27 protein-coding genes are annotated in these 26,423 nt (G+C 35.2%); 15 read left to right on the top strand and 12 right to left on the bottom strand.

Annotated elements, in window-relative coordinates; genetic code table 11:
• Positions 1-39 precede the first annotated feature (39 nt).
• Both ESZ36_RS17150 and ESZ36_RS22570 read left to right on the top strand, forming a co-directional pair.
• Positions 40-537: a hypothetical protein gene (locus tag ESZ36_RS17150; protein WP_146790146.1), complete on the top strand. Its 498-nt coding sequence runs from the start codon at positions 40-42 to the stop codon at positions 535-537.
• A gap of 69 nt (positions 538-606) precedes the next feature.
• Positions 607-774 (top strand): hypothetical protein, encoded by a 168-nt coding sequence (locus ESZ36_RS22570; RefSeq protein ID WP_170235872.1) that lies wholly within the window; start codon positions 607-609, stop codon positions 772-774.
• A gap of 126 nt (positions 775-900) precedes the next feature.
• Here ESZ36_RS22570 and ESZ36_RS17145 read toward each other — a convergent pair whose 3' ends face one another.
• Positions 901-1,641 (bottom strand): DNA/RNA non-specific endonuclease, encoded by a 741-nt coding sequence (locus ESZ36_RS17145; RefSeq protein ID WP_146790144.1) that lies wholly within the window; start codon positions 1,639-1,641, stop codon positions 901-903.
• Between the two features lie 221 nt (positions 1,642-1,862).
• Between ESZ36_RS17145 and ESZ36_RS17140 the strand changes: the two genes are divergently transcribed.
• Genes ESZ36_RS17140 through ESZ36_RS17130 form a run of 3 tightly spaced genes read left to right on the top strand, consistent with a single transcriptional unit; the run spans position 1,863 to position 4,244 of the window.
• The gene (locus ESZ36_RS17140; RefSeq protein ID WP_146790142.1) at positions 1,863-2,276 is read left to right on the top strand and encodes a LexA family protein; all 414 of its coding nucleotides are present in this window, start codon (positions 1,863-1,865) and stop codon (positions 2,274-2,276) included.
• Positions 2,264-3,520 carry a Y-family DNA polymerase gene (locus ESZ36_RS17135; RefSeq protein WP_146790140.1) on the top strand — a complete coding sequence of 419 codons (1,257 nt, stop codon included), beginning with the start codon at positions 2,264-2,266 and terminating at the stop codon, positions 3,518-3,520. Before ESZ36_RS17140 ends, ESZ36_RS17135 begins: the two co-directional genes overlap by 13 nt.
• Positions 3,521-3,551: 31 nt before the next feature.
• Entirely contained in the window at positions 3,552-4,244 is a 693-nt protein-coding gene (locus tag ESZ36_RS17130) for an SOS response-associated peptidase family protein (protein WP_146790138.1), read from the top strand.
• 110 nt (positions 4,245-4,354) lie between these two features.
• Here ESZ36_RS17130 and ESZ36_RS17125 read toward each other — a convergent pair whose 3' ends face one another.
• Positions 4,355-4,753, bottom strand: a complete 399-nt coding sequence (locus tag ESZ36_RS17125; protein ID WP_146790136.1) for a hypothetical protein — start codon at positions 4,751-4,753, stop codon at positions 4,355-4,357.
• A 188-nt stretch (positions 4,754-4,941) separates the two neighbouring features.
• Here ESZ36_RS17125 and ESZ36_RS17120 point away from each other — a divergent pair, with 188 nt between their 5' ends.
• Positions 4,942-5,463: a hypothetical protein gene (locus tag ESZ36_RS17120; RefSeq protein WP_146790134.1), complete on the top strand. Its 522-nt coding sequence runs from the start codon at positions 4,942-4,944 to the stop codon at positions 5,461-5,463.
• 57 nt (positions 5,464-5,520) lie between these two features.
• Here ESZ36_RS17120 and ESZ36_RS17115 read toward each other — a convergent pair whose 3' ends face one another.
• On the bottom strand, positions 5,521-6,906 hold the full coding sequence (locus ESZ36_RS17115; protein ID WP_146790132.1) for a hypothetical protein: 1,386 nt from the start codon (positions 6,904-6,906) through the stop codon (positions 5,521-5,523).
• A gap of 311 nt (positions 6,907-7,217) precedes the next feature.
• Between ESZ36_RS17115 and ESZ36_RS17110 the strand changes: the two genes are divergently transcribed.
• The 6 genes from ESZ36_RS17110 (at position 7,218) to ESZ36_RS17085 (ending at position 12,664) form a co-directional block, all read left to right on the top strand.
• Positions 7,218-7,856 (top strand): hypothetical protein, encoded by a 639-nt coding sequence (locus tag ESZ36_RS17110; protein ID WP_146790130.1) that lies wholly within the window; start codon positions 7,218-7,220, stop codon positions 7,854-7,856.
• 713 nt (positions 7,857-8,569) lie between these two features.
• Positions 8,570-8,935 carry a hypothetical protein gene (locus ESZ36_RS17105; RefSeq protein ID WP_146790129.1) on the top strand — a complete coding sequence of 122 codons (366 nt, stop codon included), beginning with the start codon at positions 8,570-8,572 and terminating at the stop codon, positions 8,933-8,935.
• Positions 8,914-9,780: a hypothetical protein gene (locus ESZ36_RS17100; RefSeq protein WP_146790127.1), complete on the top strand. Its 867-nt coding sequence runs from the start codon at positions 8,914-8,916 to the stop codon at positions 9,778-9,780. Before ESZ36_RS17105 ends, ESZ36_RS17100 begins: the two co-directional genes overlap by 22 nt.
• Before the next feature lie 12 nt (positions 9,781-9,792).
• The gene (locus ESZ36_RS17095) at positions 9,793-9,981 is read left to right on the top strand and encodes a hypothetical protein (RefSeq protein WP_146790125.1); all 189 of its coding nucleotides are present in this window, start codon (positions 9,793-9,795) and stop codon (positions 9,979-9,981) included.
• A 6-nt stretch (positions 9,982-9,987) separates the two neighbouring features.
• Positions 9,988-10,764 (top strand): tetratricopeptide repeat protein, encoded by a 777-nt coding sequence (locus tag ESZ36_RS17090; RefSeq protein WP_146790123.1) that lies wholly within the window; start codon positions 9,988-9,990, stop codon positions 10,762-10,764.
• A 646-nt stretch (positions 10,765-11,410) separates the two neighbouring features.
• Positions 11,411-12,664: a hypothetical protein gene (locus tag ESZ36_RS17085; protein ID WP_146790121.1), complete on the top strand. Its 1,254-nt coding sequence runs from the start codon at positions 11,411-11,413 to the stop codon at positions 12,662-12,664.
• 47 nt (positions 12,665-12,711) lie between these two features.
• Here the strand turns inward: ESZ36_RS17085 and ESZ36_RS17080 are convergent, their stop codons facing one another.
• From ESZ36_RS17080 to ESZ36_RS17050, 6 genes are all read right to left on the bottom strand, one after another.
• Positions 12,712-13,254: a recombinase family protein gene (locus tag ESZ36_RS17080; protein WP_146790119.1), complete on the bottom strand. Its 543-nt coding sequence runs from the start codon at positions 13,252-13,254 to the stop codon at positions 12,712-12,714.
• A 307-nt stretch (positions 13,255-13,561) separates the two neighbouring features.
• Positions 13,562-14,431, bottom strand: a complete 870-nt coding sequence (locus tag ESZ36_RS17075) for a hypothetical protein (RefSeq protein ID WP_146790117.1) — start codon at positions 14,429-14,431, stop codon at positions 13,562-13,564.
• Positions 14,424-15,908 carry an AAA family ATPase gene (locus ESZ36_RS17070; RefSeq protein WP_146790116.1) on the bottom strand — a complete coding sequence of 495 codons (1,485 nt, stop codon included), beginning with the start codon at positions 15,906-15,908 and terminating at the stop codon, positions 14,424-14,426. Before ESZ36_RS17070 ends, ESZ36_RS17075 begins: the two co-directional genes overlap by 8 nt.
• 343 nt (positions 15,909-16,251) lie before the next feature.
• Entirely contained in the window at positions 16,252-17,361 is a 1,110-nt protein-coding gene (locus ESZ36_RS17060) for a hypothetical protein (protein ID WP_146790114.1), read from the bottom strand.
• Positions 17,362-17,430: 69 nt separating this feature from the next.
• Positions 17,431-18,231, bottom strand: coding sequence for an HNH endonuclease (locus tag ESZ36_RS17055; RefSeq protein WP_146790112.1), 801 nt, complete (start codon positions 18,229-18,231; stop codon positions 17,431-17,433).
• 10 nt (positions 18,232-18,241) lie between these two features.
• Positions 18,242-19,822 carry a DNA cytosine methyltransferase gene (locus ESZ36_RS17050; protein ID WP_146790110.1) on the bottom strand — a complete coding sequence of 527 codons (1,581 nt, stop codon included), beginning with the start codon at positions 19,820-19,822 and terminating at the stop codon, positions 18,242-18,244.
• A gap of 245 nt (positions 19,823-20,067) precedes the next feature.
• On the opposite strand from ESZ36_RS17050, the gene ESZ36_RS17045 reads away from it, so the two are divergent.
• Positions 20,068-21,435 (top strand): MvaI/BcnI family restriction endonuclease, encoded by a 1,368-nt coding sequence (locus tag ESZ36_RS17045; RefSeq protein ID WP_246129148.1) that lies wholly within the window; start codon positions 20,068-20,070, stop codon positions 21,433-21,435.
• An 18-nt stretch (positions 21,436-21,453) separates the two neighbouring features.
• Positions 21,454-22,041, top strand: coding sequence for a hypothetical protein (locus tag ESZ36_RS17040; protein ID WP_146790106.1), 588 nt, complete (start codon positions 21,454-21,456; stop codon positions 22,039-22,041).
• 55 nt (positions 22,042-22,096) lie between these two features.
• On the opposite strand, the gene ESZ36_RS17035 is transcribed toward ESZ36_RS17040, so the two are convergent.
• Positions 22,097-23,383 carry a tyrosine-type recombinase/integrase gene (locus ESZ36_RS17035; protein WP_146790104.1) on the bottom strand — a complete coding sequence of 429 codons (1,287 nt, stop codon included), beginning with the start codon at positions 23,381-23,383 and terminating at the stop codon, positions 22,097-22,099.
• A 368-nt stretch (positions 23,384-23,751) separates the two neighbouring features.
• Here ESZ36_RS17035 and ESZ36_RS17030 point away from each other — a divergent pair, with 368 nt between their 5' ends.
• On the top strand, positions 23,752-24,030 hold the full coding sequence (locus ESZ36_RS17030; protein ID WP_057830312.1) for a peptidylprolyl isomerase: 279 nt from the start codon (positions 23,752-23,754) through the stop codon (positions 24,028-24,030).
• Positions 24,031-24,207: 177 nt separating this feature from the next.
• On the opposite strand, the gene ESZ36_RS17025 is transcribed toward ESZ36_RS17030, so the two are convergent.
• Both ESZ36_RS17025 and ESZ36_RS17020 read right to left on the bottom strand, forming a co-directional pair.
• A complete protein-coding gene (locus ESZ36_RS17025) occupies positions 24,208-25,284 on the bottom strand; it encodes a hypothetical protein (RefSeq protein ID WP_146790102.1) in 1,077 nt (358 codons plus the stop codon).
• A gap of 249 nt (positions 25,285-25,533) precedes the next feature.
• Positions 25,534-26,423, bottom strand: an 890-nt coding sequence (locus tag ESZ36_RS17020; RefSeq protein ID WP_146790100.1) for an aldehyde dehydrogenase family protein, incomplete at its 5' end; no start/stop codon positions are given.

The raw sequence follows: 26,423 nt of genomic DNA, 5'->3' as shown, positions 1-26,423 counted from the left end.
AGTAATTTCTCTGTAGTTAACTAAAAAGAGGAATTAACGATGGAACCAATCAAAATTAAGATAAAGAACCACATAGATACACGTTCACTATCATTTGAGCTAACACTTCAAATACAAACATACTTTGAAAACAGGTTAGATGGATTTGATAAACCGGATAGTAACTTTGAGTGCCTTATTCTATTCCCTGATAACATTAAAGAAAGAGGGGCATTACTTTCCCTAGTGACCTTAATTCGAATTGATAATCAACAATGGGAAATACTCAACATTGCGGTTTATGAAATAATAGAAGAAGGTAAAACAACTAAGTTTTTAGGGCGAGTGCATGGTCAATATGCCGAGTTAGATGTGATGGATGATAGTGTTAATCGGCAGGAGTTAATTAAACACTGGCAACAGTTTATAGTGGATGAAATTAAGAACTCAAATAATCTTACAACCTTCACAGAATTTCATCTAATGGTACTACGATCTACTGGACACGAAGTGATCTCCGACTTCGAAGAACAAAAACCTGAGTTGTGTGTGGTTTAATCTACTGTCATTTTTGAATGTTTATATGTATTGGACTATGTTTATATTAACAAGCCAAGGAGGGCAATTATGAACAAAGATGATTTTCAACGATTCGAATACCTATCAGAGAAATCAATTTCTGGTGAGCCTTCAAAAGATGAGCTTAAAGAGCTTCAGCAACTTATGGCTTCATGGAATAGCAGCGTACAAAACAAAGAACAATTATCTTCAGTTTGTAATAAACACTCTAAATAATGAACGTAAATCCAAATTAGGACTGAACTCCTATCAGTAACGTAATAATGGCACCGTTTTATTCACGGTATTATTAAAACCATACCGTTGAGCTAAACGATACGGTTAAATGTCCTGCTTAGTTAATTACCATTGTTTAGGCTGTGTAATCTTCTCAATAGCATCTTCTAATTTATCATCTAGCATATTTAATAGGTCTAATTCATACATTTCTTCTATATGATCAATTGATACCAGATAGTTATCAAGCTGCTTTGTCTTAAGTTTTTTATGCGGAATCAAATAAGCGATAGCCTCTTTTTTTTGAGGGTCATAAATTACTTTCCAATAAGCAGAAGGTACTGGAACCTTCTTTCCAATATATGAAAATTCATTGTGATAAACAGGCCCAGCTAAAACAATTACCCTTCCTCGCTTATTTGCCCATTTTCGCTCACGGTTTTCTAGGCCCTTCCAAATTCCTGTATTATGAGTAGGTAACTGAGGTGTCATATTCGACATAAAGAACGTTTCATCGTTAGCACTTTGTGTTTGATCAATCGATTCGCTATTAGCTAAATGACCTTGATGATATATAGGTTCATCATAATCATCTGGTGTAGTTTGAAACTCTGATTTTATATCAGGATCAACCCTAAAATCATCTTGTCGATCCACATCATTGCCGGGTTCCTTCTCTAAAATGTAAGAAACCCATTCGGCTGACTTTAACTTATTATTGTAGCCAAGAGCGTAACCCTCTCGACATAACACAACATCACTTGCCTTAGGCGTACCATTTTTAAGATGAGGACAAACAGGTATGTGGGCAAGTGCAGAAGCTGAAATTGAAAAAACTAAGTTAATGAGTAACAAAAGGTATTTCATGGGATAAGTCCACTGGTTTGTTTTATTTATAGTACTTAATCAAAGTAAATTAAACAAATTCAATGAGTGTAACTGTGCAGGATAGTTAGCATTAATCGTTATGAAACCTATTTCGCTTACCTTTAAATACGAAAGAACAATGTCAAAACTAAGTATAAATCTTTCTATATTAGATTTAAAAACCTATACTGTTTAAATGTACAGTTAATTGGTTTTTCATCATGAAAGTTATACCCATATACATTGAAGCTGGGATCTCTGGCTTCGAATCTCCTGCCGTAGAATATAAAGAACTTGGTTTATCATTAGACCAGCTTCTTATCCGACACCCCAATGCTACCTTTATTGGTCAAGCATCAGGGCAGTCAATGGAAGGTATTGGTATTTTTGATGGGGATTTACTCATTGTTGATAGATCATTAACCGTAAAGAATGGTGATGTTATTGTGGCTAATTATAATGGGTGCTTTGTTTGCAAGCTCATTGATAAACCACAAGCAAGATTACTATCGGCCTCAAAAGCTCATGCACCTATCACTATAAAACCAGAAGATGACTTTCAATTAGAGGGCATAGTTACTCGTTCTATTCGACTACACCATCCTGCTCCTGAATTAACAGCATGTATGCACTAGTTGATGCTGTCTCTTTTTATGCAAGTGCGGAAAAGGTATTTGACCCAAGCATAAGAAATAAACCTGTGGTTGTTTTAACAAACAACGATGGTTGTATTTGTGCGGTCTGCCCTATTGCGAGACGGCTTGGTATACCTAAGTTTGAACCATATTTCAAAGTAAAGTGGTTACTCCAAAAGCATGGTGTTGTTGTTCGTTCATCTAACTATGAACTTTATGCGGACTTAAGCGAAAGGATGATGAATGTCATCGCAAGGTACAGTGATAACCATCATGTTTACTCTATTGATGAATCATTTCTACACTTTAAAAACTACGATGGTTTAATTACTGATTGGCATAAATACGGCCATGAAATAAGGCGAGCCATATGGAAGGAAACAAAGTTACCAGTCGGGGTAGGTTTTGGCACTACATCAACACTAGCGAAGGCAGCCAACCATGCGGCTAAAAAGCTCAGTGGCTATAATGGTGTGGCGGTAATAGATAATGCTCAAAGCGGCAAAGCCATATTAGAACGGATGGACGTAAATGAAGTGTGGGGAATTGGTAGGAAAATATCACAACGTTTAAAGCAACAGGAAATAAAAACAGCTTATCAATTATCAACTCAATGCCCTAAAGTAATTAGGAAACAATTTAGCGTGGTAACTGAACGAACCGTTAATGAATTAAACGGCATTAGCTGTTTGTCGTGGGGTGACATTAGAGAGCCTAAGCGAGAAATCTTTTCAACACGCAGTTTTGGACAGCGCATTGTTGATATTCATACATTACAATCAGCGTTAGCAACACATGGCGCTATTGTCGCTAAGAAAGTAAGACAGCAGTCATCGTTGATAAAGAAGTTGATGATATTTGCTTCTAGCTCGCCTCACGATGATAACTACTATAAACAAGCGATGGTTTATAAATTTCCTGTAGCGACTGATAATAGTTGTGATATTGCCAAAGCCATTAGCTTGGTACTGGCAGACATTTTTGTTGAAGGTGTTCGTTTCTACCGTTGTGGTGTTGGTGCCATTGAATTGGAAAGCAGGACATTTCAACAGCCTGATCTATTCATGCCTGATAACTCCAACCCTGTGCTAATGAAGTGCTTTGATAATATTAATAATCGCTATGGCCAAGGTACGGTAAAAATAGGGGCAGAAGGGCAAACCGAAACATGGCAAATGAAGCGTCATTTTTTAAGCCCTCAATACACAAGCAACTGGCGCGATATACCTAAGATACTTTGTTAAGCTAAACGGTGAGGAATGAGGAATAAAAATTATGTGCGGAAGGTTCAATGCCAGTTTTGATGCTGGAGTGAGAAAGCTTTATACCAGCTTAAACATTAACAAGATTGTTGATAGGCCATTTGACCGTCGGTTTGTTAAATCCGCTGATACCATTTCTATTGTTAGAAATGTAGGCCATCAAAGACAAGTTGAAAATGCGACTTGGTGGTTATTGTTAGACCAAACGGAAAAAGGTTTTAAACCATCCAAGTTTACGTCATTCAATACACGGTACGACAAACTCAATGTACCTCAAAGTGCAGGGTATCAAGCGTACCGAAGTTCGCGTTGTATAATCGCCGTTAAAGGTTTTGGTGAAACTGAATTTGTGAACAAAAAGCCTGTTCACTATTACGATATGGTCGCTGAAGAGGGAGGTTTAATTCTTGGCGGTTTGTGTCGTGAATGGCAACACCAAGTAACAGGTGAAGTTAAACTGAGCTGTTCGGTTATAACGCTACCACCACATGAGAAGCTGAAGCATATACACAGCAAAGCTATGCCCCTGATATTACCGCAAGATCTATCGTTAGTAGACAGCTGGCTAGACCCCAATTTTAATCAGGTTGAGCAATTTGAATCATTGCTACAACCCCATATTCCACAAACCCTAATTGCACAGCAGATTGATAAACCAATGACTCACCAAGCTATATCAGAGTCACAAGTTATCAATTATGATTGATTAAATAAGTAGGGCTATCTAGTATATTGATTAATGGTTTGTGTACAATCTCTATTCATTGATAACCTTTAATATGGGTGAAAATACTTACGAATAATCATTGTGTATGGTTATTTAACAGTATTTAGTTCCATGCACATTTTTTTCTCGTACAAACTTAAGCTAAAGGTAAAGTTACCTGATTCATAAGTTGAGTATGAAGCGTTGTGATGTAGATCATGCAATACGATAAGTAGCAATTCATGAAAATAGTGAATGTCGCTTTCCGAGAAGTGTTCATAGTAACTAATAGATAGCTCCACAACACTTGAAAATGAGTAATCTATTTCCAGACTATCTATCTTATTTATATGTTTTAACAGTTCTTTTAATTCTTTTTGGTTTTGAAATAAATTAGATAATATAAAATGAATTTCGTTTACATCTTCGACATCTAAATATACAGCCCCTTCATACGCCAGATTAGAACTTAAAAGGTTCTTTGATATTCTTGTAGTAAAAACGCCCATTTAGTTTTCCTTTATTTATTGGTTGCACTGATATGATTAGTTAACTTTGTTGTTTCAAGGTTTTCTTCCATATTTTACTTTTGTATAAGAACAAAGCCTGTTAAAAAGAACATAAGTAAAACAGTTAAAATCAACTACTTCAGGCACTTTCATTTTTAAATGAAATGTGTTGTAAATTAAAGGGAAAGATGGTGGGAATTGTAAAGAAGGATGGAATTAAGTTGTACTTCAACGAATTTGAGGATGCTGCACGAGATTATACAGACTTAGAAGATTTTTCAGGAGAGGACGACGACGAACCTAGCTTAGCCCTAAGGTTAAAATTTATCCAAGAGCATCATAAGATTCTTCAGAGAATGATGAACCGCTCTGTTAACGGATACAAATTAAATAAGCAGGGGCATGAGATTGCTAAATTTCTTTTGAATAAATATGAAGAGTCAGTGAGGTATGGATGTGCATATGCGTATCTTACAATGAAAGATTTTTTAACTGCTGTAGCCGAAGATGCTGGTTATGAAGTTACAGATAATAAAATTAGGGCTATGCACAATTGTTGGATTAATAAAACAGAAGAAATATTGACTAAGCTTGAAATCATTGAATTTGGTGATAAAGACAGTGCGTTAGATACTCGCACCCATGGTAATACTAGTGTAATTAGAGTTCGGTTAAGGTCGCTATTTAAGTTTAAAGAACGCCTAAATTAATAGCTGATTCTCACAAAGTTTGACGGGAGCTTCCTTGCTCAAGCCATTCATTTAACTCTACAACTTAATATTATTGGGTAAAATATCAGGACACTTAATTATACGCTGAAGCTTTTCAACGTTATTAATGTGTTGCTGCATAACTGTTTTATGGTCAAAATACAGTTGATACTGCGGTTTAGCTAATATCTTACGTAGCGATTCTCTTTGCTTAGGCAAAAGTTCATCAGCTACATTAGCAAAGCCATGCTCGAATATTTTAACGCGAATACTATGGCTAACCTCTAACAAAGCTAGTGGCGAGAAAAACTTTAATCGTTCAAAGCCATGGCCGTTGAGCTTGTTAATATCATTGATGCTGTTGTTCTTGCTTCCGTTTTTATGAGTATGTATACGTCGCTCTATTTTAGAAATACAAAATACAGAACAGGCTTTATCAAAAAGTTTTTTAAATCTCTGTCGAGTTTTAATTGGCTTCTTACCTTTGATGTACCCTTTCTTTAATTCTAAGAATTTCAATAGCATATCGTAAAATATAAAGTGGCTCGACTTGAATCGATCTCCTGAGTATATGCTTCTAGCAAAGCCCTCGTTCTCTCTATAACAAGAGGTACTAATAGCTTCACCGTTAGGTGTATAGTCTTCAAGAACAAGAAGTAACGGTAGAGGGTAGCCTTTGATTAACATATAAGGATCAACTCTCGTTACCTTGGCATGATCTAAAAATTCTTGATAGTTTCTATCTAACCCTTGTTTAAAACAATTAAAGAAGTGACGTATGTTACGCCAAGGTGTTTGCGATAATCTAAATGAGACTAAGCAGTCACCTTGCGTTGCCATATAATGAAAAACAAATATTCCACCAGTGCGGTATTGAAATTGAGTTGAGCTACCATAGCGTCTATCGTAACCCTCATTGGTGTAATGTCTCTCCTTAATAACACCATCACAACATAGCTCGTTGAATATACTTTCTCGCCATATGCTAGGGATAATGAAGGATATCTCAAATTCATCGATACCTGTTTCAACTTCAAGCTCAGGATTGACTAAAGCTGAAGTGATGTTTTGATGAAGGTACATCAAGTTATCTTCTGATAATAAATTATCAAAATCACTAGAGATTAACTTGGTATCAGATTCAGCTTTCTTTCTTAACAACAGGTAATGTTCTTGGATTGACTTTAGCATTTGCCAGTCCATAGAATGCTGAGCGCCTGTCCAAAAGTAATTGTGATATTTGTTAAGGACACTTGCTCTTTCATATTTGAATCTCAAACCTTCAGGGCCACAAATTTTATCTAGTGTTTGGTTGTTTAGTAGCTCTGTATAAAGGTGATCATTTAACAGATCATGTTGGAGTAAGGTGTCTTGGAGTAGTGTAGTGATAGTATGTATTCTTGTGTTCACAACCTTACAACCGTTATTCTTCTCAGCTCTCATAATTCAATTCCTATTAGTAGTGTTTGTTACATATCTAAGTGGTGTTTAATCGATACAATACTTATAAAAACCACCTCCAAAGGCTTGCTCCAAAAGACTTAGTTCGTATGAAATGTTTTTACAGTTCTCAGTTAGATACGAAATTACTATTTAAGAAAAAATTAAACTACTTTCTGCTAAGGAGATCAAATCTCAGTTTTAAAAAATCACATTTTTCGATAAGATTTCAAACAGGTTTTTCGACGTTTTTGAATTGTGTTTTTCGATGTGATTGTATATCCTTAATTGAGATTCAAGAGTAAGGTAATGAAATGAGCACGAAACCAAACCAGCCCAAAGCACCAAAAGTGTGGATTGAAAATGGAGATAAATTACTTAAGTTAGTTGAGGTGGGCTATGAATCTGGTAATGTTTCTGAAGGAAAGTTAAAGAAACTCAAGCAGCTCTTAAAAAAATTAAAAGTACTATCTAAAGAAACAAAAATTAGTTTATCTAAAGTTAGTGTTAAAAGTATAAAGCGATTAGAAGAGCAAGGGCAGTTGCCATTGGGTGAGAGTCTTATTCATGAGTTGAACGAATTACGTTTTGGCTCAATAGGAAAATACTGGAAAAAGTTTGGGAACCAAGTATCTGGTTCAAAATATACCCATAACTTTTATCCGTTGAAGTTAAATATTGAACAAAGGAAATCTCTTGAAACGGCGTGTTTGTTTTATTTAAATCAATATGAAAAACATATTTGTAAGGCTTATAGGTATGAACATGGGCAAGAATTACAAGTAGAAGAAATAAAAAAATGGCTAATATCAGATGATCTTACTAGCAGGGGAAGAGAAAAACATAAATTCGATTCGCAATTGGCTTATATACTTCAATATGCAATGGAAAATGAAATTGCCGCTAAAGAAATGTCGGTAGAAAGGAAAACTAAACGTGAGCACAAGAAATAAGTATCAAGGTGAGACTCTATTTTTTAATTACGCTACAAATACGGTGACTAAATATTATGAAAGCTAATTCGTTAATCATTCTATTACTTCTATCGTTTATAACTACTTTGAGTTATGCGGCAGGTATACCAAGTTCGTTCAGCAAAGCTAAGTCTGCCACTTAAGGTAACAGACAGTTATTATTCATAGACATGTAATTCTATATTTATTGTTTATAAGAGTAATTTTTTATTCTCCTATCCTTATACATCTACTATCTAATTTTAATTCCTTTGTTGCATTTTATCTGTAGGCATCTCAATGGCTCTTAACACAAATATTTCCTATGAGCCTCTAGTCTTATTAGTTAATTGTAACTTCGAAAGCAACAACTACAGGGGAAAGCACCGAAACGATAATTTCCAGTAGTTGATATTTATTGGAGCTGATAAATATTAATTTTCATGCCTATGTAGCTTACTCAGGTGGTGTCATGAGAACACCATAAAACACTAGAAATCTACAATTTTAATAATGCTAAACCATAAAGTATGATTAAATATCACGTTAATTTGTTGTGGTTTCCCATAATGACAGTGTTACCTGAATAAGCTACATAGGAGTGTAATTTTATTAACTAAAATTTTTCAAACTTCATAAATTTTAAATGTGAAAAGTTGTCTTTTTTTTAACCATAATCTATATTAGGTTATGGTTAAAAAAGGATGTCCTCATTGTACAAAAACATGGAGAGTTACATTTCTAAATTAATAATTTTTCATATTATTTTTTTATCATCTGCTTGCACAAGCAAAATAACAATTGATGAAAAAGGAAGAACTGTAGCTCATCACTTCGGCTATGTTCAAGTCATTAAGCCACCTTTAACTAACAAAAATATTAATGTAACAGGCATTAAAACTATCGGGGTTTCCATTCAAAATGGGATTACATTGGGTTTTGAAGAAAACAAAATCGTCTCTGTTCCAATGGATTGTAGAGTTTTAGTAATAGTGCAAAACAAACAACAATTAGAACACTTTATTGAACATTTAGAAAAATTAAAAGGAAATGAGATATGTGCAACAGTAACTCCGTAGGCTTAACAATTTTATTTGCAGTAGCACTTTCAGGTTGTAGCTCAACTCCTCAACATAGTAATACATTAATATTTTCAACCACAACAAAAGTAGCTATAGATATTTCAGCTGAACCAACTACTGGTAGCCCTGATATAACTATAGGTTATAAACGGGTAGAAGGAGTATGGATGCCTCTTTTGGCAAATGAAGAAGTTTACAAAGGAAATGCAAAACCTGCCAAATGTGGAAAGCCAGATTGTGTATTCCAAAGTAACGAGACGAACAAAGATGGTTCCAAGAAAACAGATACATACTCTGTTTTGGCAACTTTAGGAGCTGAATTTGGTGGAGAAGCTAAAACTGGCAGTGCAGCTGCTTCTGGTGGTATTTCTCAATTTTTTGCTACGGGGATTGCTGCTCAGAAATTAGCTGAATCTGGAGGATCTAGATTAGTAACCGTACAACCAACAAGTGCTATAGAGGCTCAGCTACAAAAAGAAAGAGCGGATAAAGCAGAGGCTAAGGTATCTACTTTAGAAAGTGAATTAAAGGAATCTCTCGGTTCAAAGCAATATCAAGCAATTGTTGATGATGCAAAAAATACAAATACACTTAACAAAAATAAAATTAACTTAATTTTATCTACTGTTGCACCTGGAAATATTTTAAATCAAAATTTATGGAAATTAACTCTAGGTGATTCTGCTCTCATGAGTAACATTGAAAAAGCAGAGAAAGGCCTTCTAGAAAATTGTGCTGATATAGCTTGTATAGAACAAAGGTTAAGTGGTTATTTAAACAGGAGCCAAGAACGACGAAACATAATAGACAAAATAAACAAAGCAATATGGGCTAATTCATAAAAGGATATTAATATGACAACTGTAGTGGTAAAAAAGGTTAAAACTGATATTGAAGCACTTTCTGAAAAAACGATTTTACTAGAAAATGGTTTTACAATCGCTTATGAAACTGCAACAGAAATGACATACATAGATTCTACACTGCACGCTGGAAGTGATGACGAATTCGAAGGCGGGTATATAATTGTAGGGGAAAAATAAAATCTTATGACTATTAAAATGAATGAAGTCACAAAATTCGGCGAAACCGCAAAAAGCTTGTCAAAAAGCCCTGTAAGTATATTAGCCTTATTTATTGTTCTTATATACGGTTTTTGCACATTAGTGATAATGTTTGGGAATGGTTTAGACTCATTAGAGAGGAAATCGATATTGAGTTTTATTTTTATCTACTCTACTTTACTGCTATTGGTATTTTATAGATTAGTTACTTCTCATCATTCTAAATTATTCTCTCCTGAGGATTTTAAAGATCCTGAACTATTTTTGAAACTCTCTGAATCATTAAGAGGGGATCTAAAAGGTGACATATCTAAAGAGGTTATCAATCAAATAAATTCTAGAATTGGCGAGTTAGAAAAAAGGCATGAATCAGAAACATATTACCTTAGAATGCTTGCATATAAGTACCAAAAGAGCTTTAAAACAGCAATAGTCTGGGCCAACAAACTGTTGATATTGGAACCAACTTCAGAAATTTATGCTCATAAAGCTTATTGTTTGTGTGGATTAGAACAATATGAAGAAGCATTAAAAACTATTAATGATGCCATTAAACTAGATCAATTTAATCATGAAGATAACAAGGCAAACGCATTATTCAATAAAGCATGTTACAAAGCTCGATTAAATTATGATGAAAAAGAAATACTCAATGAGTTGAGAGGGGTTATTAAAATGAATCCTCATTATATTGAAATAATGCAATCAGATGATGACCTAAAGTCAATTAATACTTCTCAATTAGCAGTTGAGTACTCATAAGTAACATTTTGTTATATTTAGAAAATACAACAGTGTGGAGAAATACATTTCATGGCAATATATTCTTCCTTCAGCAACACGTTGTGTACATCCATACGATGGCTATGTTTCATTATGGTTCAGCGTTTAGAAAACAACTACGATAAGCGGTATTGAAAAGCAATATTACAAAACATGTAACAGCTCATTCTAGTGGCCTAGTTAATTTGGTCACTACGTAAGAGGTTTCAATTCATTTTTAATACGATATACAGTGGCAAGACATCAACCTCCTATTTTAGCAATTTCTTAACGGTTAGATTTTTTATCCAAATATAAAATTACTTTAATTCTAATTTCTTGATTTTTAGTACTACCCCAAATTTTTTACCTGCATCGTTAGCACGTCTCTGACCTTGTTTAATTCGTTCGATTCGCTTGTCGTTATCAAAGCGAGCCATGACTCAACAAGTAAAGATGTAATAACAAAGCCCTACCAAAGTTATTTGATCCTAACCTCTCTATTGAATCATAAGCTATAGAGGAACTTATTCGTTGATTATAGTTCTACATTAAACGGTAGTTGTAATTTTTACGCTATAATTACGCTTTATTCGTAAGTGGTGTTTTGGTACTTTGTAGGTCGTTATTATTAAGGAATAAAGCAATGGAAAATATAAAAATATCAATACCAGAATCGAAGCATTTTTGTGAATATGCGTGCTCACAGAGTAGTAGTGGTTTTGTTGCAAAATTACTAAATTTAGAACCATCAAGGGTCTCCGAAGTAAAGAGAGGAACGCGTCGTTTAAAGATGGAAGAAGCTAATACTTTGAGAGAACACTTCGGAATTCCCACAAGTAACCCGGGATACTTTTATCATGGGATGGTTATTAATGACGTCGACTTTGATAGGAGTTATCGCCCAGGCTCAGGAGCAAGCCACATGATGTACTTACTGAGGTTTGTTAGTGATTCATCAAATATAAGTGTGGTACTGAACGGATTTACTTTAGAAGCAGATACTAAAGTTGTTAATAATGACGAGCAATATGCTGCAAAGTTATTTCAACTTAATAAGCTGTTAGAGTCTGATGGCTTTAATTCATGGGTTACCATAATGAAGTCGAAATTAAGCTCGTTTGATGCTCGTCCGAATCCATTATATAGAAACGTTATTGATAAATATCATAAACGTAATGATGATCATTTAGGTTTAAAAAAATTACCTGAATCATTGGCCGAATATGCAAAAAGAGAGTTTGATATTATTTTTATTAACTCAAACGATGAATACAGTGCTAATCAATTATTGTTAATCGGGTGCATTAAGCAGACTCTAGAACAGGGAAAATATCCTGATATTACAGCCTTAAATGAATCTTTTGAATTAGGTAATATTGAATGCGGCTATGTACCGGAAGATATTGTTATTAATGGGAGAGCTGTTTGGGAAAGTAGAGACGATTTGGTTCCAACTAAAGCAAGTGGAGAGTTTGCATTTAATTGGATACCGAACACAAGAGATGAGGTTTTTACTCTTAGTTATGCTTTAAACTCCTTAAATGGTGATAATGATGGGGATTGGAATTCGTCAGATCTGGCCAAAACCAATTCTATTTTTCCACCAAGATATGGTTCTGCTAAGATTAGTTTAATTTGGTCTGAATCTTATAACTACTTTATAAAAATAGGGCTAAATGAAGGGGTTCCTGATACAGCTGATGATGATGTAAGTCCTTATTACTGCACAAAGCCTTATGAATATATTATTGTTAAAATAAGTAAAACGGATCAAATATTTTCTGAGTTAATGAGAATAATTAAGTCTCTTGGAATCGACGAAATTGAAGTTGATGATATAAAAAGAGTTGTAGCATTAAATGGTGGTTTCATTCCCCATGCGAAATACGTTAGTTAGCCTTTCTCTATAAAAAGAAAGGCAATTATCTACTTCCATACTAAAACTTACTTTAAAGCCTTGTATACCGTTGGTCTAGTACAGCCAAGTTGTTTAGCTATTTGTGATTTATTCACACCTTGGCTAAACAACTCTCTGATCTTCTCATGAAGAACTTGATTAACAGGCTTACCAAGATACTTGCCCTTTGCTTTAGCAATAGCGATCCCTTCACGCTGGCGTTCTAGGATCATAGCGCGTTCAAATTGATAAATGCCGCCAAGCATAGTCAACATTAGTTGTTGCATAGGACTATTTTCACCGTTGAACTCAAGATGCTCTTTGTGAAATTTCAAACTGATCCCTTGCTCAGTGAATTCTTTAACTAAACGCAATAAATCTTCAGTATTACGCGCCATTCTGCTGATATCGTGAACATGAATAACATCGCCTTCACGCGCATATTCAATTAACAATTTTAACTGAGGGCGATTAGTATCTTTGCCGCTACATTTATCTGTAAAATATTTATTAAGCTCAACATTAAGTAATTGACGCACAGTATTTTGTTCAATCGTAGAAACACGTATATATCCAATATGTTCTGTCATGTTATCACCGTAAATTTGGGGTCTTAGATGTTCAACATAACTGTAAAGTTAGCCACAAAACAGACTTAAAAATGACAACCTTATTCAACTAACTTACTGGCAATTTAGAGTGTACTTAAAAGTTACATAGTATTAATTTTTATATTAAATATGTACTTATGATAAGTAGTAGGTTTGCTGAAGCTCATTGCAGACATTAGCATTTCGTTTTTTAACGCTAAGTGGTGCTGATACCAAATAATTATCAATTTCTATCAATCAACATTTCTACAATAGAGCTCATTGGTTAACTATTTGATAAACAACTCTAGACTCTTTTCCAGTTATTTGAATGAACGCATTGTAAGTTGTTAATAACAGATACTAAATTTAAGTTTCGAGCCAAGCCTTTTAATAAAGCAGCTTGCCAATAATTATAACCTCTGTTCATAGGTATCTGATTATGTATGAATATTAGTTCTTGTTTATAAATTTGTGCGGTGATACCAGTAGGAAATTTATTCGCAAATTCCTGAAGGAGAACTGATAAATAATCTTTAGCATAGTCGATATAAGTCTCGGCTAAATCGAAAGCATTAAAATGATTTTGAACTAATGTAATTTGAGTGTTATTTGTCGGATTTGGTACATTAAAATTCATGATTGGAATGTTTGCGTTATCTAAAGTCACGTCACATACAAGTAGTTCAGTATTGGGTAACTTGTCAAAATAAGTATGTATTGCTTCCTTGGTATTCTGTACTAACCCATCTGATTTTTTTCTATTACAAACGTCACAAACTCTAATGAGGTTTGGTGAAAATACCGAGTATTCAGGGTATTTTGCTTTAGGTAAATAATGATCCCATGTGGATGGTTCTCTTACTAAGCAGTATGGGCATTTAGATAAAAGGTATTCATTTTGTGTTTTGATATTCTTAATTAAGCTTACCTTAATTTCTACTAAGGCATTTGTTGAACTATCATAGCAATGTTCTAATGCTGCACTTTGCACTCCTGAATATGTCGTTCTTCTTAAAGTATGCAAACAGGACCTATTCGATAAGTATAATGCTTTTCTTGTCTTTACTGAATTAACCGCATTTTGTAAAACTGTTTTCCTAGCCCCTGATTTGGATTTAAACACTTTAAAAGAAGCCTTCGATGGAGCGGAAATTTTGAATTTCATGTTAATCATTTTGGCTCCTTAATGCAGCTTTAGAGCGCAAATACATTCGAGCGTTCATTCCTAATCTTCCTTCAAAAAGTTCTTCAACTAGCTCAGGATCATTGAAATTATCTGCAAGCAATTCATCAATTATCGATTCATAGTCACGGTCACTTTGAGCTGTTTGGAAAACATGCCTAGATATCTCACTTAAATTTTCCCCAAAACATTCAATAACGGGTTCAGATAAATCAGGGATATTATCGATTCTCTTTAGAACATGTACAGATCTTGAAGGTACTTGTTGAACTATTATTGGCGAATGTGTTGCAATAATAGCAAATGAATCAAACTCTATAAGAACTTCTGTGAGTATGATAAAAAGTGACGTCATTAATTTAGGGTGCAAATGAGTCTCTGGCTCATCTAGTAAAATTAGTGATTGAGGCGTTATTTTATTAAGAACATGTAATAAAATATTGAGAACAATTTTTTGACCTGCACTAAGATTTGAGTAATTTGATGAAGAGGTTATTTTTTCGTCATCACCGTAATGTAATAGTTGTTTTAGGTACCCTTCCGCTTTTTTAAGTTTTAAATCGTCCAAAGAACTTAATAATTTTTGAATTTTGCCCGCTAATTCTTGCTCACTGTAGTAGGAAGAGTCATCTTTTCTTAAACCACAGTAACTATAACTAAAATCTTTTGTCTGCTTAATACTCGGTAATTCAAAACTATCAAAGGCATTAAAAGATACTGCGATTACATTGTATAAGGAAGGACGAGGTTCAATAACGCCAGCTTCGGTTAACTTTTTTAAGCTACTTTTGTTATCGTCAAAGTTATCTTTGGCAAACCTACTAAGAAGAATTGCTAGCTTCGCCATAACTTGGGTTTTTCCAACACCATTTGAACCAACCAATAGGTTAACTCTGTGGGGAAGCCCTTTAAAAGTGTTAAAGTTGAAATTGAATTTATAATTTTTTTCTTCTGTAACAGGTATAGTCGCAGAGAACTCTATTTGCCTTATTATTCTTTTTCCAAACAAAGAAGCCCCTTTGTCTAGAGCTTCTTTAGACTCACTGTACCTGAGTAAAGATGAATTGAAACAATCGTCACTTTCAAATTTACTTCGAATATTGGAGTTAAATGACACATCATTTAATTGTTTTAGAATTTTTATGGCAAGTGAGCCATCAATTGTTTTCAAGCTTTTATAATAAGTTAACTCATCTCCCAGAGAACAGTATTCTTTAGACAAATTGGATAAGTCATCAAAAGATTTAATTTCTGGATCAAATGTATCTTCTTCAGTTTTTTGTCCCAAATGCATTATTTTTAATTGACCTATTTGAACTCGATCAGCTGAATCTTTGGGATATACATATAATCTAAATAAAGTGGTGTAGCTAAAATCATTCCATTTTATTTTTTCTAATAATGCAAATGGGCGAGTGTAACTCTTTGATTGAAGTAGAGCTGAATTAGTTCTAACGTAAAACATCATATGAGAATATCCTTAAAATGCCTCCTTTCAATTTAAACATGTTTAAATTGAAAGGAGGGTCCATTATTTTATATTAATTTAATTAAAATCTTGCAATTAATCTAGGTTAACTTTTTTAGTAAGCTATTGATAGATAAACCTAAAGCTCTACCTAATAAAGGCGGAACCGCATTACCTACTTGAGTATATTGAGGGACTTCAAATCACCTCATTTGTCCACCAGTGGTTATTTTCGAACGAATATAGAGGCCAAGTTAATTTGGCCACTGCTCTAGATGTTTCAACGAAGTATAGTTGATAGCTGATTTGTTTTTGATTGCGGTCAAAGCAGTTGTATTCCTCGTTAAAAGCCATCAGCTTCCATATTTCTTCTGACGTCGTCTTCACACTTGTGACAAGCAAAATATTTTAATTTATCCATATCCCCCGTAACAAATTCATCACAGTTGGGACAGCAGATTGCTTGCCAGCCACGATCAAAGCATGAAACACAACTCCAAAGGTTATCTATAAAGAACACCGATGGCCTTTCATTTTGGCATTCATGGCAGCTTGCAATATGTGCTTGACCTTCCTCCCACCAACCATCACCTTCTTTGTATTTATTTTCACAAAGCTCAATTAACTTTTTTGTAGTAAGTTCAACCTTACAATTTGGACAATGTTTAACTGTGGAATCAAAAAATTTAAATTCTTTATTACACTCAGAACATTCGATAGTTTCGTTTAAAGGAGTAATTGCCAAGTCCTTCACTCCACAAACCATACAGTTATAATCAACACCCCATTTTTTTTCTTCTGTAATTATGCCTGAATGCATTTTACAATGAAGGCAATCGATAACCTTCTTTCCTTTCTTCTCTTCTATCTTAATCTTTGGTTCAAGTTCATCATACCTAGCTTGAATAAATTCGGTTTGTTGCATCATTCTTTGATGAATTCGATTGATTTCTAATGAATAAACTTTAAATATATCAAGCCACTTTGTACCAATTAATTCGTGCAAATGATGCCACGAAGACCATTGTTCAACTACTACGCCAGCCTTCGTTGCTTTTATATCGCTGTAATCAGTGTGGGCAAAATGAACTATTTGATTTCTATGCTCACCTAAGGCTTTAAAGTTAGCGATAGTACTTTCAGGTAAAGGCTCGTTAATTATTGATTTTAACCTTTTAATCACGTCCTCTAAAAATACAGAATGAAAATCACCAACCATAAAACTGTCAATATTCGCATTTTCCGGCTTGCTGATAATCAAAGTCCAGTGTTCATGCATTAGCCTTGCTTTTAAAAACAATTCTATGGAAGTATAAAAATCAACAATAGAGTTTTTAGGCCTTTTCTCTAGATTATCAAGAGATGAATCTAGGAAATCTATTGCATTTTTAACTAAAGAATCAAAAAGCTCCTCTCTAGTTTGTTTCTTTTGTGAAATAAACTTTCGACCCACACTGTTTCTCCAATTAGATATTTATATAAATTCAATGGTTTACGGATATAACTATAAAAAGTTAAATCATTATTCTGTTGAGTTGTTGTCTAACTTTTCATTGATAATATCAATATATCGTTCAGCTAGTGTTGCAACTTCATCATAAGCTAGCCGTAAAAATTCACTAACTTTTTTATTACGTATAGGATTATAATTTCTACTTTCCATATATGAATCTATACGCTGGGTGGCCGCGGAGTTACCCTTTAAAAAATCAGTATAGCTTTTATCATGTTTCTTCCTATTGCAAGGCTTACAAGATGGAACAATATTGCCAATCTTATGTTCACCTAGAGATGACTTATTCATTGGAATAATATGGTCCATTTCAATATCGCCTTTCTGGCCACAATACGCACAGTTATGATCAAAATATTCGATTGTTTTTTGCCAATCAACCTTTGTAAAAGATTCATTACCAAGACTTGATAAAATATTTCGTACTAATATATTTGAAGCGTTTCCAATAGCCCTATATTTATAGCGTTTATTTATTATTTCTTTAGGTTGGGGAGATAGGTCATTTACTAGATTTGATTCTGAAATTCTATTAGCTTCAAGAAACTTATCGAAACGTGCTTGATGTAAAGCATACCATTGACTACAGACTCTGACCTGTTGATTGCAAACAGAGTAGACTGTAGACCAATACCTTACATTTGACTTTTCATCTATTTCTTTAACTTCTTTAAAAAATGGGAATGAAAGGCCAAATGTTTTATTGGAAAACTCTTTATTTTTTAATTGACTAAGTAAATTCGCATCTGTGCTTTCACAGAGCTCTATAATACTTATTATATGAACCTGAACATACTTTCCAATAGCCAATTAAACCTCCCTAAATTCGTTTCAATAAATTTTTCAGGCTAAGGCCTAGTGCTCTACCTAATAAAGGTGGGACTGCGTTTCCTACTTGAGTATATTGAGGAACTTCGAACCTCCTCATTTGTCCACCAGTTGTCACCTTTGAACGGAATACAAAACTATCTGGAAATGATTGGATTCGAGCCATTTCACGAACTGTAAGAGTTCTGAGTTCGTCATGATGGTAATGACAAGCATCATCAGGAATTGATAAAGCAGCAGGGGCAGGTGAGCTTGGATCCAACGCTTTCTGAGTTTGCTTCTTAGTCGGATGACGTAATAAGAAATCTATGAACTGAGTTTTAGTGTTGAATTTTAAATAACTCCCGTCTTCTATTAAGTAATCATGCTCTGAAAAAGCAGACCATGCTACATCACTTAAATCTGAGCTTGTCCCTTTCAAAATAGAGCGAACTTCTTTCGCTAAACTATTCCCTATTCTTTGCATTATCTGATAAAGCCTAAAACGTCTTTGGACTAACTCCCCATTTCTCCGTTCTTCATGGTTAAACAGTTTGGTAGGCTTTTTGTAAACTTTTCCTAGTAGAGCGTCATAGTTGGTTGTAATGTATTCAGATGGCTTTGATTTATCACCATTGAACCTTAAATCATCAATTGCACAAGATACGCTTACAAAGTTTTCTGAATGAGAAACTAATTCAGACAGAAATGAGTTTTTAAACAACTCTATGTCTGCTGAATTAACTACATCATGATATTTGAGTTTTGCTATCTCACTTTCTATCCCATGCCTTACACCGTTATAAAAAGCGTATGAAGATGAAAAGAGCTCTTTCTCGGACTTATTAAATGACTTAGATAGCTTCTGATAAATGTCATCCCTAACGCCTATCATAATAAACCTAGGTCTATTTTGAGGGATGCCAGCATACTTTGCGTTTACATGTAGGCAAAGTGGTATATAGCCTATCTGACTAAATGCTTTGGATACTTCAATCCAAGCATAATACTTTTCACCTTCTTCTTGGAAGGCCCTTAAAATACCAGTGACATTTTCTAAAATGGTAAATTTGGGGCGTACTTTTGCAACGAAAGAAGCAAACTCCCAAGGCAAAGAGTTCTTATCACAATCTTTCTTTCTCATCCCTGCCATACTAAAGCTTTGACAAGGAGGACCACCAGAAACGAAGTCTAGCTCTCCGTCTCCAAATGAATTAGATAGTTTTTTAACTAAGTCAGGACTGTCATTAAGGAACTGGTTTAAATGAATAACATTGGCTACAACTAAGTTTCCCTTTAAGGAATTAATATCTTTAACATCACAAACACTATCTTTGATGTTCAACTCTGGATAAGTCCGAGGGTCTTCTCTCATTCTTTTAGACATTTCATCTAAAGAGAAGTTACTAGAAAGCCACTTAGTTCTTTTAGGTAGGATGTCTTTCTCTTCAAAGTCTTCTTTGAAAAAGTTGTACGCGAATGTCTGAGCAGGCATAGGGGACAACTCATTAGCCATTACCATATTAGAGCAGTTAATTGATTCCAGACCTAAAGATAAACCACCACATCCTGCAAATAATTCTATGTAATTCAACTGTTCTACCTACCTAATTTAAAGTGCTTTTTATTCTAATCTGAATACGTTAAAAAATCCAGGGACAAGATTTTTAAAAATTTGAAGTATATCAGTTTTATTTCTGGACATGCTAAGGATTTATACAGTAACCTGTAAGCGAAAGGTAACCCAATGCCTTCAACTGGTTTCAGTTGAGAAGTCCTGTGAAACGTTAGCTTACGTTGAGGATATACGTAATCCTTAGATGTTAGGAGATAAGAACCTTGAAAAACCTATCCACATATAAAAAGGAAGCTAAAGCCTTCCAAAAAAAGCATGACTTGAAACTCCATCAAGCCCAATTACTGATTGCTAATGAATATAACTTTGGCAGTTGGACTGAGCTTGTAAAAGCATGTGATGACCATAATATAATCAAATTATCCACTTCAACTAAAAAGGAATTAAGTGAAGGTATGTCAAACGAAGATGCAATCAATAAAGCTCTAGTTGTTTCAGTAAACAAGAAGCTATTGGTTTCCAAAGGAATTGATTTTGTCATTTTTGAACCAACTCCTACAGGTCTAAAAAAATCTATTTTAGATGCAACTCATCCGGTAAGACATTTGTTCAGAAGTGCAGCTTTCCATGATTATGATTCACAAGGTCAAGGTCCTGAACACAAAGTAATGAAAACAGCTTTATTTATTGGTAACAACGAATGTAAAAACTCCTTAATGAGTTTATATCGACCTGTGACAAAGCAAGGTGACCCACGAATGTGGTTTCGTGGTCTTGGGGATTTTGCTGAAGCTGGTGACCAAGTCGCGTTGATATTTGCTGATGAACAGTTGGTTTTGGTAAACTTAAGCACTCTGCAATTGGCTGAAGGTGGTAATGAGTTAACTAAGTTACAAGAGCTATTACCTAATGATGAAAGTGTTGCAATTGAATTACTCAATAAGCTTAGGGATATTGCTAAAGGCGGTTTAATAAAGGCGACACTCAAAGGTTCGACTGCTATAGGAATGGCTATTGAAGATGCTCTAGGCGTTCCACCCAATAGTAGCAAATTACCTGACTATAAAGGTATTGAGCTTAAGTCAGGACGTGGAAATGGAAGTAGAACTACTTTGTTTGCCCAAGTTGCAGACTGGAAAATTAGTCCACTAAAAAGTAGTGCCGCTATCCTTGATGCGTTTGGTTATCAAAGAGAGGTGGACTTTAAACTGTATTGCACTATTTCAGCCAAGAAGCCTAATAGCCAAGGGTTACAGTTTACTTATGATGAGAAGATTGACCAACTAATAGAACATCACAATAAAGAGGGTGATGTTGCATTTTGGCCAGCAGACTTATTACGAGATCGATTATTAGAAAAACACAAAGAAACTTTTTGGATTGATGCCGAAAGTATTGAAATAGATGGGCATGAATATTTCAAACTTAAATCAGTTACTCACACTAAAAACCCCATGGTTAGTCAGTTAATGCCTTTGTTAGCGGATGGAACTATTACTATGGATCACCTAATCAAACGTAAAGGTGGAGATAAACCAAAAGTTAGTGAGAAAGGCCCTTTGTTTAAGATGAATAAGAAGGATTTAGCTTTACTATTTCCAACCCCTGTAAAGCACTGTTTAGAAATATAATTAAAAGGAGTAACTCAATTGTCGTATATTAAAGTTGAACTAAATAATGAACATTTCAAAAGGGTCGATACGTTGTGCGAAAATATGCCAGCATGGCGATTATCCTATAGAGGCGAGGAAGCTAACCCAGTCGGTGTTTTAGGGGAGATTATTGTAGAAGATTGGCTAAGAGGTTTAAATACTCCATTCGTTGATGAAAGGGATCAAACTACACATGATTATAGTTTTGTTAATGGAGATACATTTGAGGTTAAAACTAAAGACAGAACAAAAGCACCATTAGACTATTACGTAGCAACAGCACCAGCATATAATCACCAACATCAAAAACCAAATTTATATATATTTGTTTCACTGTTACGGCCTAAGGGGTCCTCTCAAAAAAATGTGAGAAATTTCACTCACGCATACATTGTTGGTTCATGTACACGAGAACACTTTGAAGCACATTCTATTTTTAGAGAAAAGGGCTATGAAGATGGGAGCAATAAACTACCAATAAAGTTTGATTGTTTTAATATCTTGTTAAATGAAATAGCGTTGCCGAATATATTTGTGAAAAACTATTTAGCACCCAACTCTAGAGAAGGTGGCTTGGTTACCTAAAGCAAAGTATTAGTTTTTATTTGTGTGGAGAGTTAGCAACTAGGTTAACTCTTACTTAGATACACCCTCGTTTTTTAAACTCAGCTTCCCAGCCTTTGTACTTCTCTATCTGTTGGTCTAAAGACTTCTTATTAATGTGACGAACCTTTTTCTCTTTTTTATCAAACTTAACGCCAGATAGTTCTTCTTCAAACATGCTAGGTACAACATGGCTATAGTGTTGCTCAATCATTGCTGTACTAGTACCGCATTGTTTGGCTAATATATCGATTCGTAAATCACGTCGTAGCAATTGCCAAGTAATGTAAGAATGACGTAATGAATAAAGTGTTCTAGCTCCATCCGCAGAGTCTTTTAAATCGCAGGCTTCAAGTACTTTCCTGAAGGCAACCCCAAGCTCTTTGGTCTCTTTACCATCTGCTAACCTGAATAATTTATCTTTTGGTTTTCTATTAGGAAATCTATCACGTAATGTTTCTAAGGTACCCCATATTTGGTCTCGGCAAATAACTGTTCGGGTACCTGTATGTTTACTCGTTTTACCTTTTTTGACTTTTACTTTGAAACGTACATTATTGTCTTGGCGAGCCATTTCAATATCACCCCAAGTAATACCGTCCATTTCAGTGCCGGGGCGAATTCCAGTGTAAACAGCAAATTCCATATAGTTAAGTAACAGCTCTCTTATTAGTTTTGTTATCTCTTTGCGGCTGTTATCAATCATGTTAAGAAGCGTATCAAAAACTTTATCGTATTCATCCTCCGAAAATGCAGCTCGTCGCTTACCGTTTTCGCCTTTTGATGTTAGAACTGGAACTTGAGCTGCAATCATCCACTTGTTTTCGATGGCCTCTTTAAACACCATATTAATTGCAGCGTTGTGGGTAAGTATCGTTGACTTTGCAGGGATACGTCCCAGTTTCTCTATACGCCAATTATTAAATTCACGTATTTTGTCTTGGTCAATTGAGGTTATATACATTCGGTTGAAGAAGGGGATATGGTATTTATTCAGGGCTTGCATATAATCACGGCAACTAAATTTTCCGTCATCATCGTATTCTATCTGCAACTTTTGGATGGTCTTAGCTGCAACATCTTTGAATCGTTTACTACCAACTAATAGATTATTTTTAGCTTTTATTTTATATTCCATAAGAATAATATGAGCACTTGCTATAGCTTTATCTAATTCTTTTTCTTTAGTGGCTTTGCTATACCATTTTCCGTTACCTTTATCTTCGGTTTTGATTACAAACCGTGCGTACCAGCGTTTGCTGTTGTCTTGAAGGTAGACGTATAATCCGTCTTGAATATCGTGTCGTGCTGTTTGAGTAGTCATAAAATCTAGTATGACAATTCGAAGTTAGATTTGCAAAGTTTTTGCAAAGTCCGTAAATAATTTATAAGTTATTGATTTTATATAGTGGTTTTAGGCATGCTCTATTCAAAATCCGATTTCGAAAGAAGTGACGGTTCAAGTCCGTCTTGCGGTACCATTATATGAAAGCCCTGATTCGAAAGAGTCGGGGCTTTTTTATTGCCGAAATATAATATTTAAAATAGATTAGTCATGAGCCGATATAAAATCTTTTACACTATGCTTGTTTATAATGTATTACACGGTATTGGTTTTTGAAAAACTAATTGCAGCGATATTCATCTATTCACTTTTTCTTTAGTTATAAAACGGTATTAAAAAGGTTTCTCATGGCAGCTACAGCATACGCACTTCATATATTGGTGAAGCACAAAGAAATTGCAGAAGATATTATTGAGCAGTTAGGTAAAGGCGCTAAGTTTCAAACGTTAGCTAAAAAATATTCGTCATGTCCGTCTGGTAAAAAGGGCGGTGATTTAGGCGAGTTTAAACGAGGTCAAATGGTACCTCAGTTTGATAAAATAGCTTTTAAGGGCGCAATATTAGAACCTCACTTAGTTAAAACTAAATTTGGTTGGCATGTAATTAAAGTACTTTACCGGACTTAATTTACAACGAGTGTTTTTTGAATGTATGTTCTTTTCAAAAAAATGATCGCAATATGTGTCAGTTCGAGTCCGACCGCTGATACCAATATTATAAAGCCCTGATTCGAAAGAGTCAGGGCTTTTTTCTGTTTTAAATTTTGTTACTAACCATGTACCTATTGGCAGTTACAGAGCATTTTAAATAGCGTCAACACGCTCTACAATCGCGACCCCTTGTCGATAACCTAAACCACCATTTCCATGTATTAAACCAAGCTTTTCTGGGCCATCACATAATCGATGATGCATTAGCACCAGTGCATTAAGTGCTGGATTATTCCATGCTGCTTTGGCCAAATTCATGCCGCCAGTAATGGTAATACTATGTTCAGCGAGAAAGTCTGGAATATCCTCTAAAACCTCAACCAAACCACTGACTAATAAAAAAGCCATTGGGACAACAGGGTAACAAGTATAAGTTTCTAATAAGGCATCACCACTTTTGAACAGGTGCACAAAGTCGATATTAGCTTCACCACAGGCTTGTTGATAAGCTTGCTGTAAATGTTCATATCTCGAAATATCGTTTAAAAACTCTCGTCCATCACCATCAAGGCGGCTCAACCCTACGGCTTTCACCTTCAACCATTGGCTTTTATCAACGCCCAACTGCTCAGCTATATCTGCGCGGGTTAACAATAATCGACCTGAAAAATCGACCATAGGGTTTGCACAATCTACGCCTCTAAATAAATCTGTTATCGGTTTATGCCAACGTAAATCGGGCAATAATTCAGGAGTAAAGCTATCAGACAGAGCGTTACGAAAACTGATTTGATAATTTTCAAACAGTGCACTAGAGAATTCTTTAAATTGTTGTTCTGTAATGGTGTGGTTGTCACTAAAAGCACGGGCTAAGTCGGTATAAGCTTGTGTTAATGGATAACTCTGTCCATAAACTGCCATTTTACTTAACCGGTTTTCTCGGCTATAACCCGTTCTGATATGATCTTCACCACTAATTACAACCGCAGCTTCACCATTTTCAATTAATTTTTTTGCTTCAGCCAATGCCTCAATTGGAGCGCAACCACTTCTAAAGTGATGCACTTTTTCAGGACTATGCCAATCAGCCTCTAAAGGCTCTATAACTAAATGTTTAGGCGTAATACCCTGTTGAAGTAATTGTGACTCGAGCAGTAAAACCTGATCAAGACTACCTACCTTATCTTGTTGTTTAGCTGCGCCAATAATAAATGCCGATGGAGTTTTCACAAGTTATTGAATCCAGTAAAAATGATAGTCGTCAACTTTATGCTATTTATAAGAAAATTAAAAATATAAAAGCAGTCAGTCAATCAATTCATAGCACTACAAAACGAAGAGATAATCATGAAAAAGTAACCAAATTCGTTGTTGAATTTTTTACTATTTGCAAATAATTGGTGATCTTTAGAGGGGGGAAGGGGGGAAAGTGTGGCTTAACTTTAATTAAGCCACACTGGTTTTATTGGAGGTAATTAACTAAGCAAACGCGAAGCTTGCTCCTTCACGCACACCGCTTGAAGGCCAGCGTTGGGTGATGGTTTTACGCTTGGTGTAAAAACGAACGCCATCTGGGCCATAAGCATGTAAATCACCAAATAATGAACGCTTCCAGCCACCAAAACTGTGATAAGCAACAGGCACAGGTAGTGGTACATTAATGCCAACCATACCCACTTGAATGTTATCAGAGAAATAACGCGCCGCTTCACCATCACGGGTAAAGATACAGGTACCATTGCCGTACTCATGGTCGTTAATTAACTGCATTGCTTCTTGCATGGTTTTAACGCGCATTACTTGCAATACCGGACCAAAGATTTCAGCAACGTAACTGTCCATTTCAGGCGTAACACCATCAATTAAGGTTGCGCCAACAAAGAAGCCGTTTTCATAACCCTTAACGTGTGGCTGGCGACCATCGACAACAATCGTTGCTCCCTGATTGTGCGCGCTGGTGATGTAACCTTCTACTTTTTCTTTGTGTGCTTGTGTAATGACGGGACCAAAATCATTACTGGCATTGTCATGAGCGCCCACACTGAGATTTTTCATCGCTAGCGTCATTTTTTCCACTAAGGCATCCGCCGCTTCGTCGCCTACCGCAACCGCGACAGACAACGCCATACAACGCTCTCCCGAGGAGCCAAAGGCAGCACCCAACAATTGATTTACCGCGTTGTCCATGTCGGCATCAGGCATAATGATGGCGTGATTTTTAGCGCCGCCCAGTGCCTGACAACGTTTGCCATTCGCATTCGCTGTGGTGTAAATGTACTCAGCAATCGGTGTTGAGCCAACAAAACTAACCGCTTTAATGCGTTCGTCACTTAATAACACATCAACCGCTTCTTTATCACCGTTAACGA

The organism is Colwellia demingiae (assembly GCF_007954275.1).
Taxonomy (GTDB): Bacteria; Pseudomonadota; Gammaproteobacteria; order Enterobacterales; family Alteromonadaceae; genus Colwellia; species Colwellia demingiae.
Note: the sequence above shows the minus strand (reverse complement) of the source record. Positions and strands in the feature narration are given on the sequence as shown.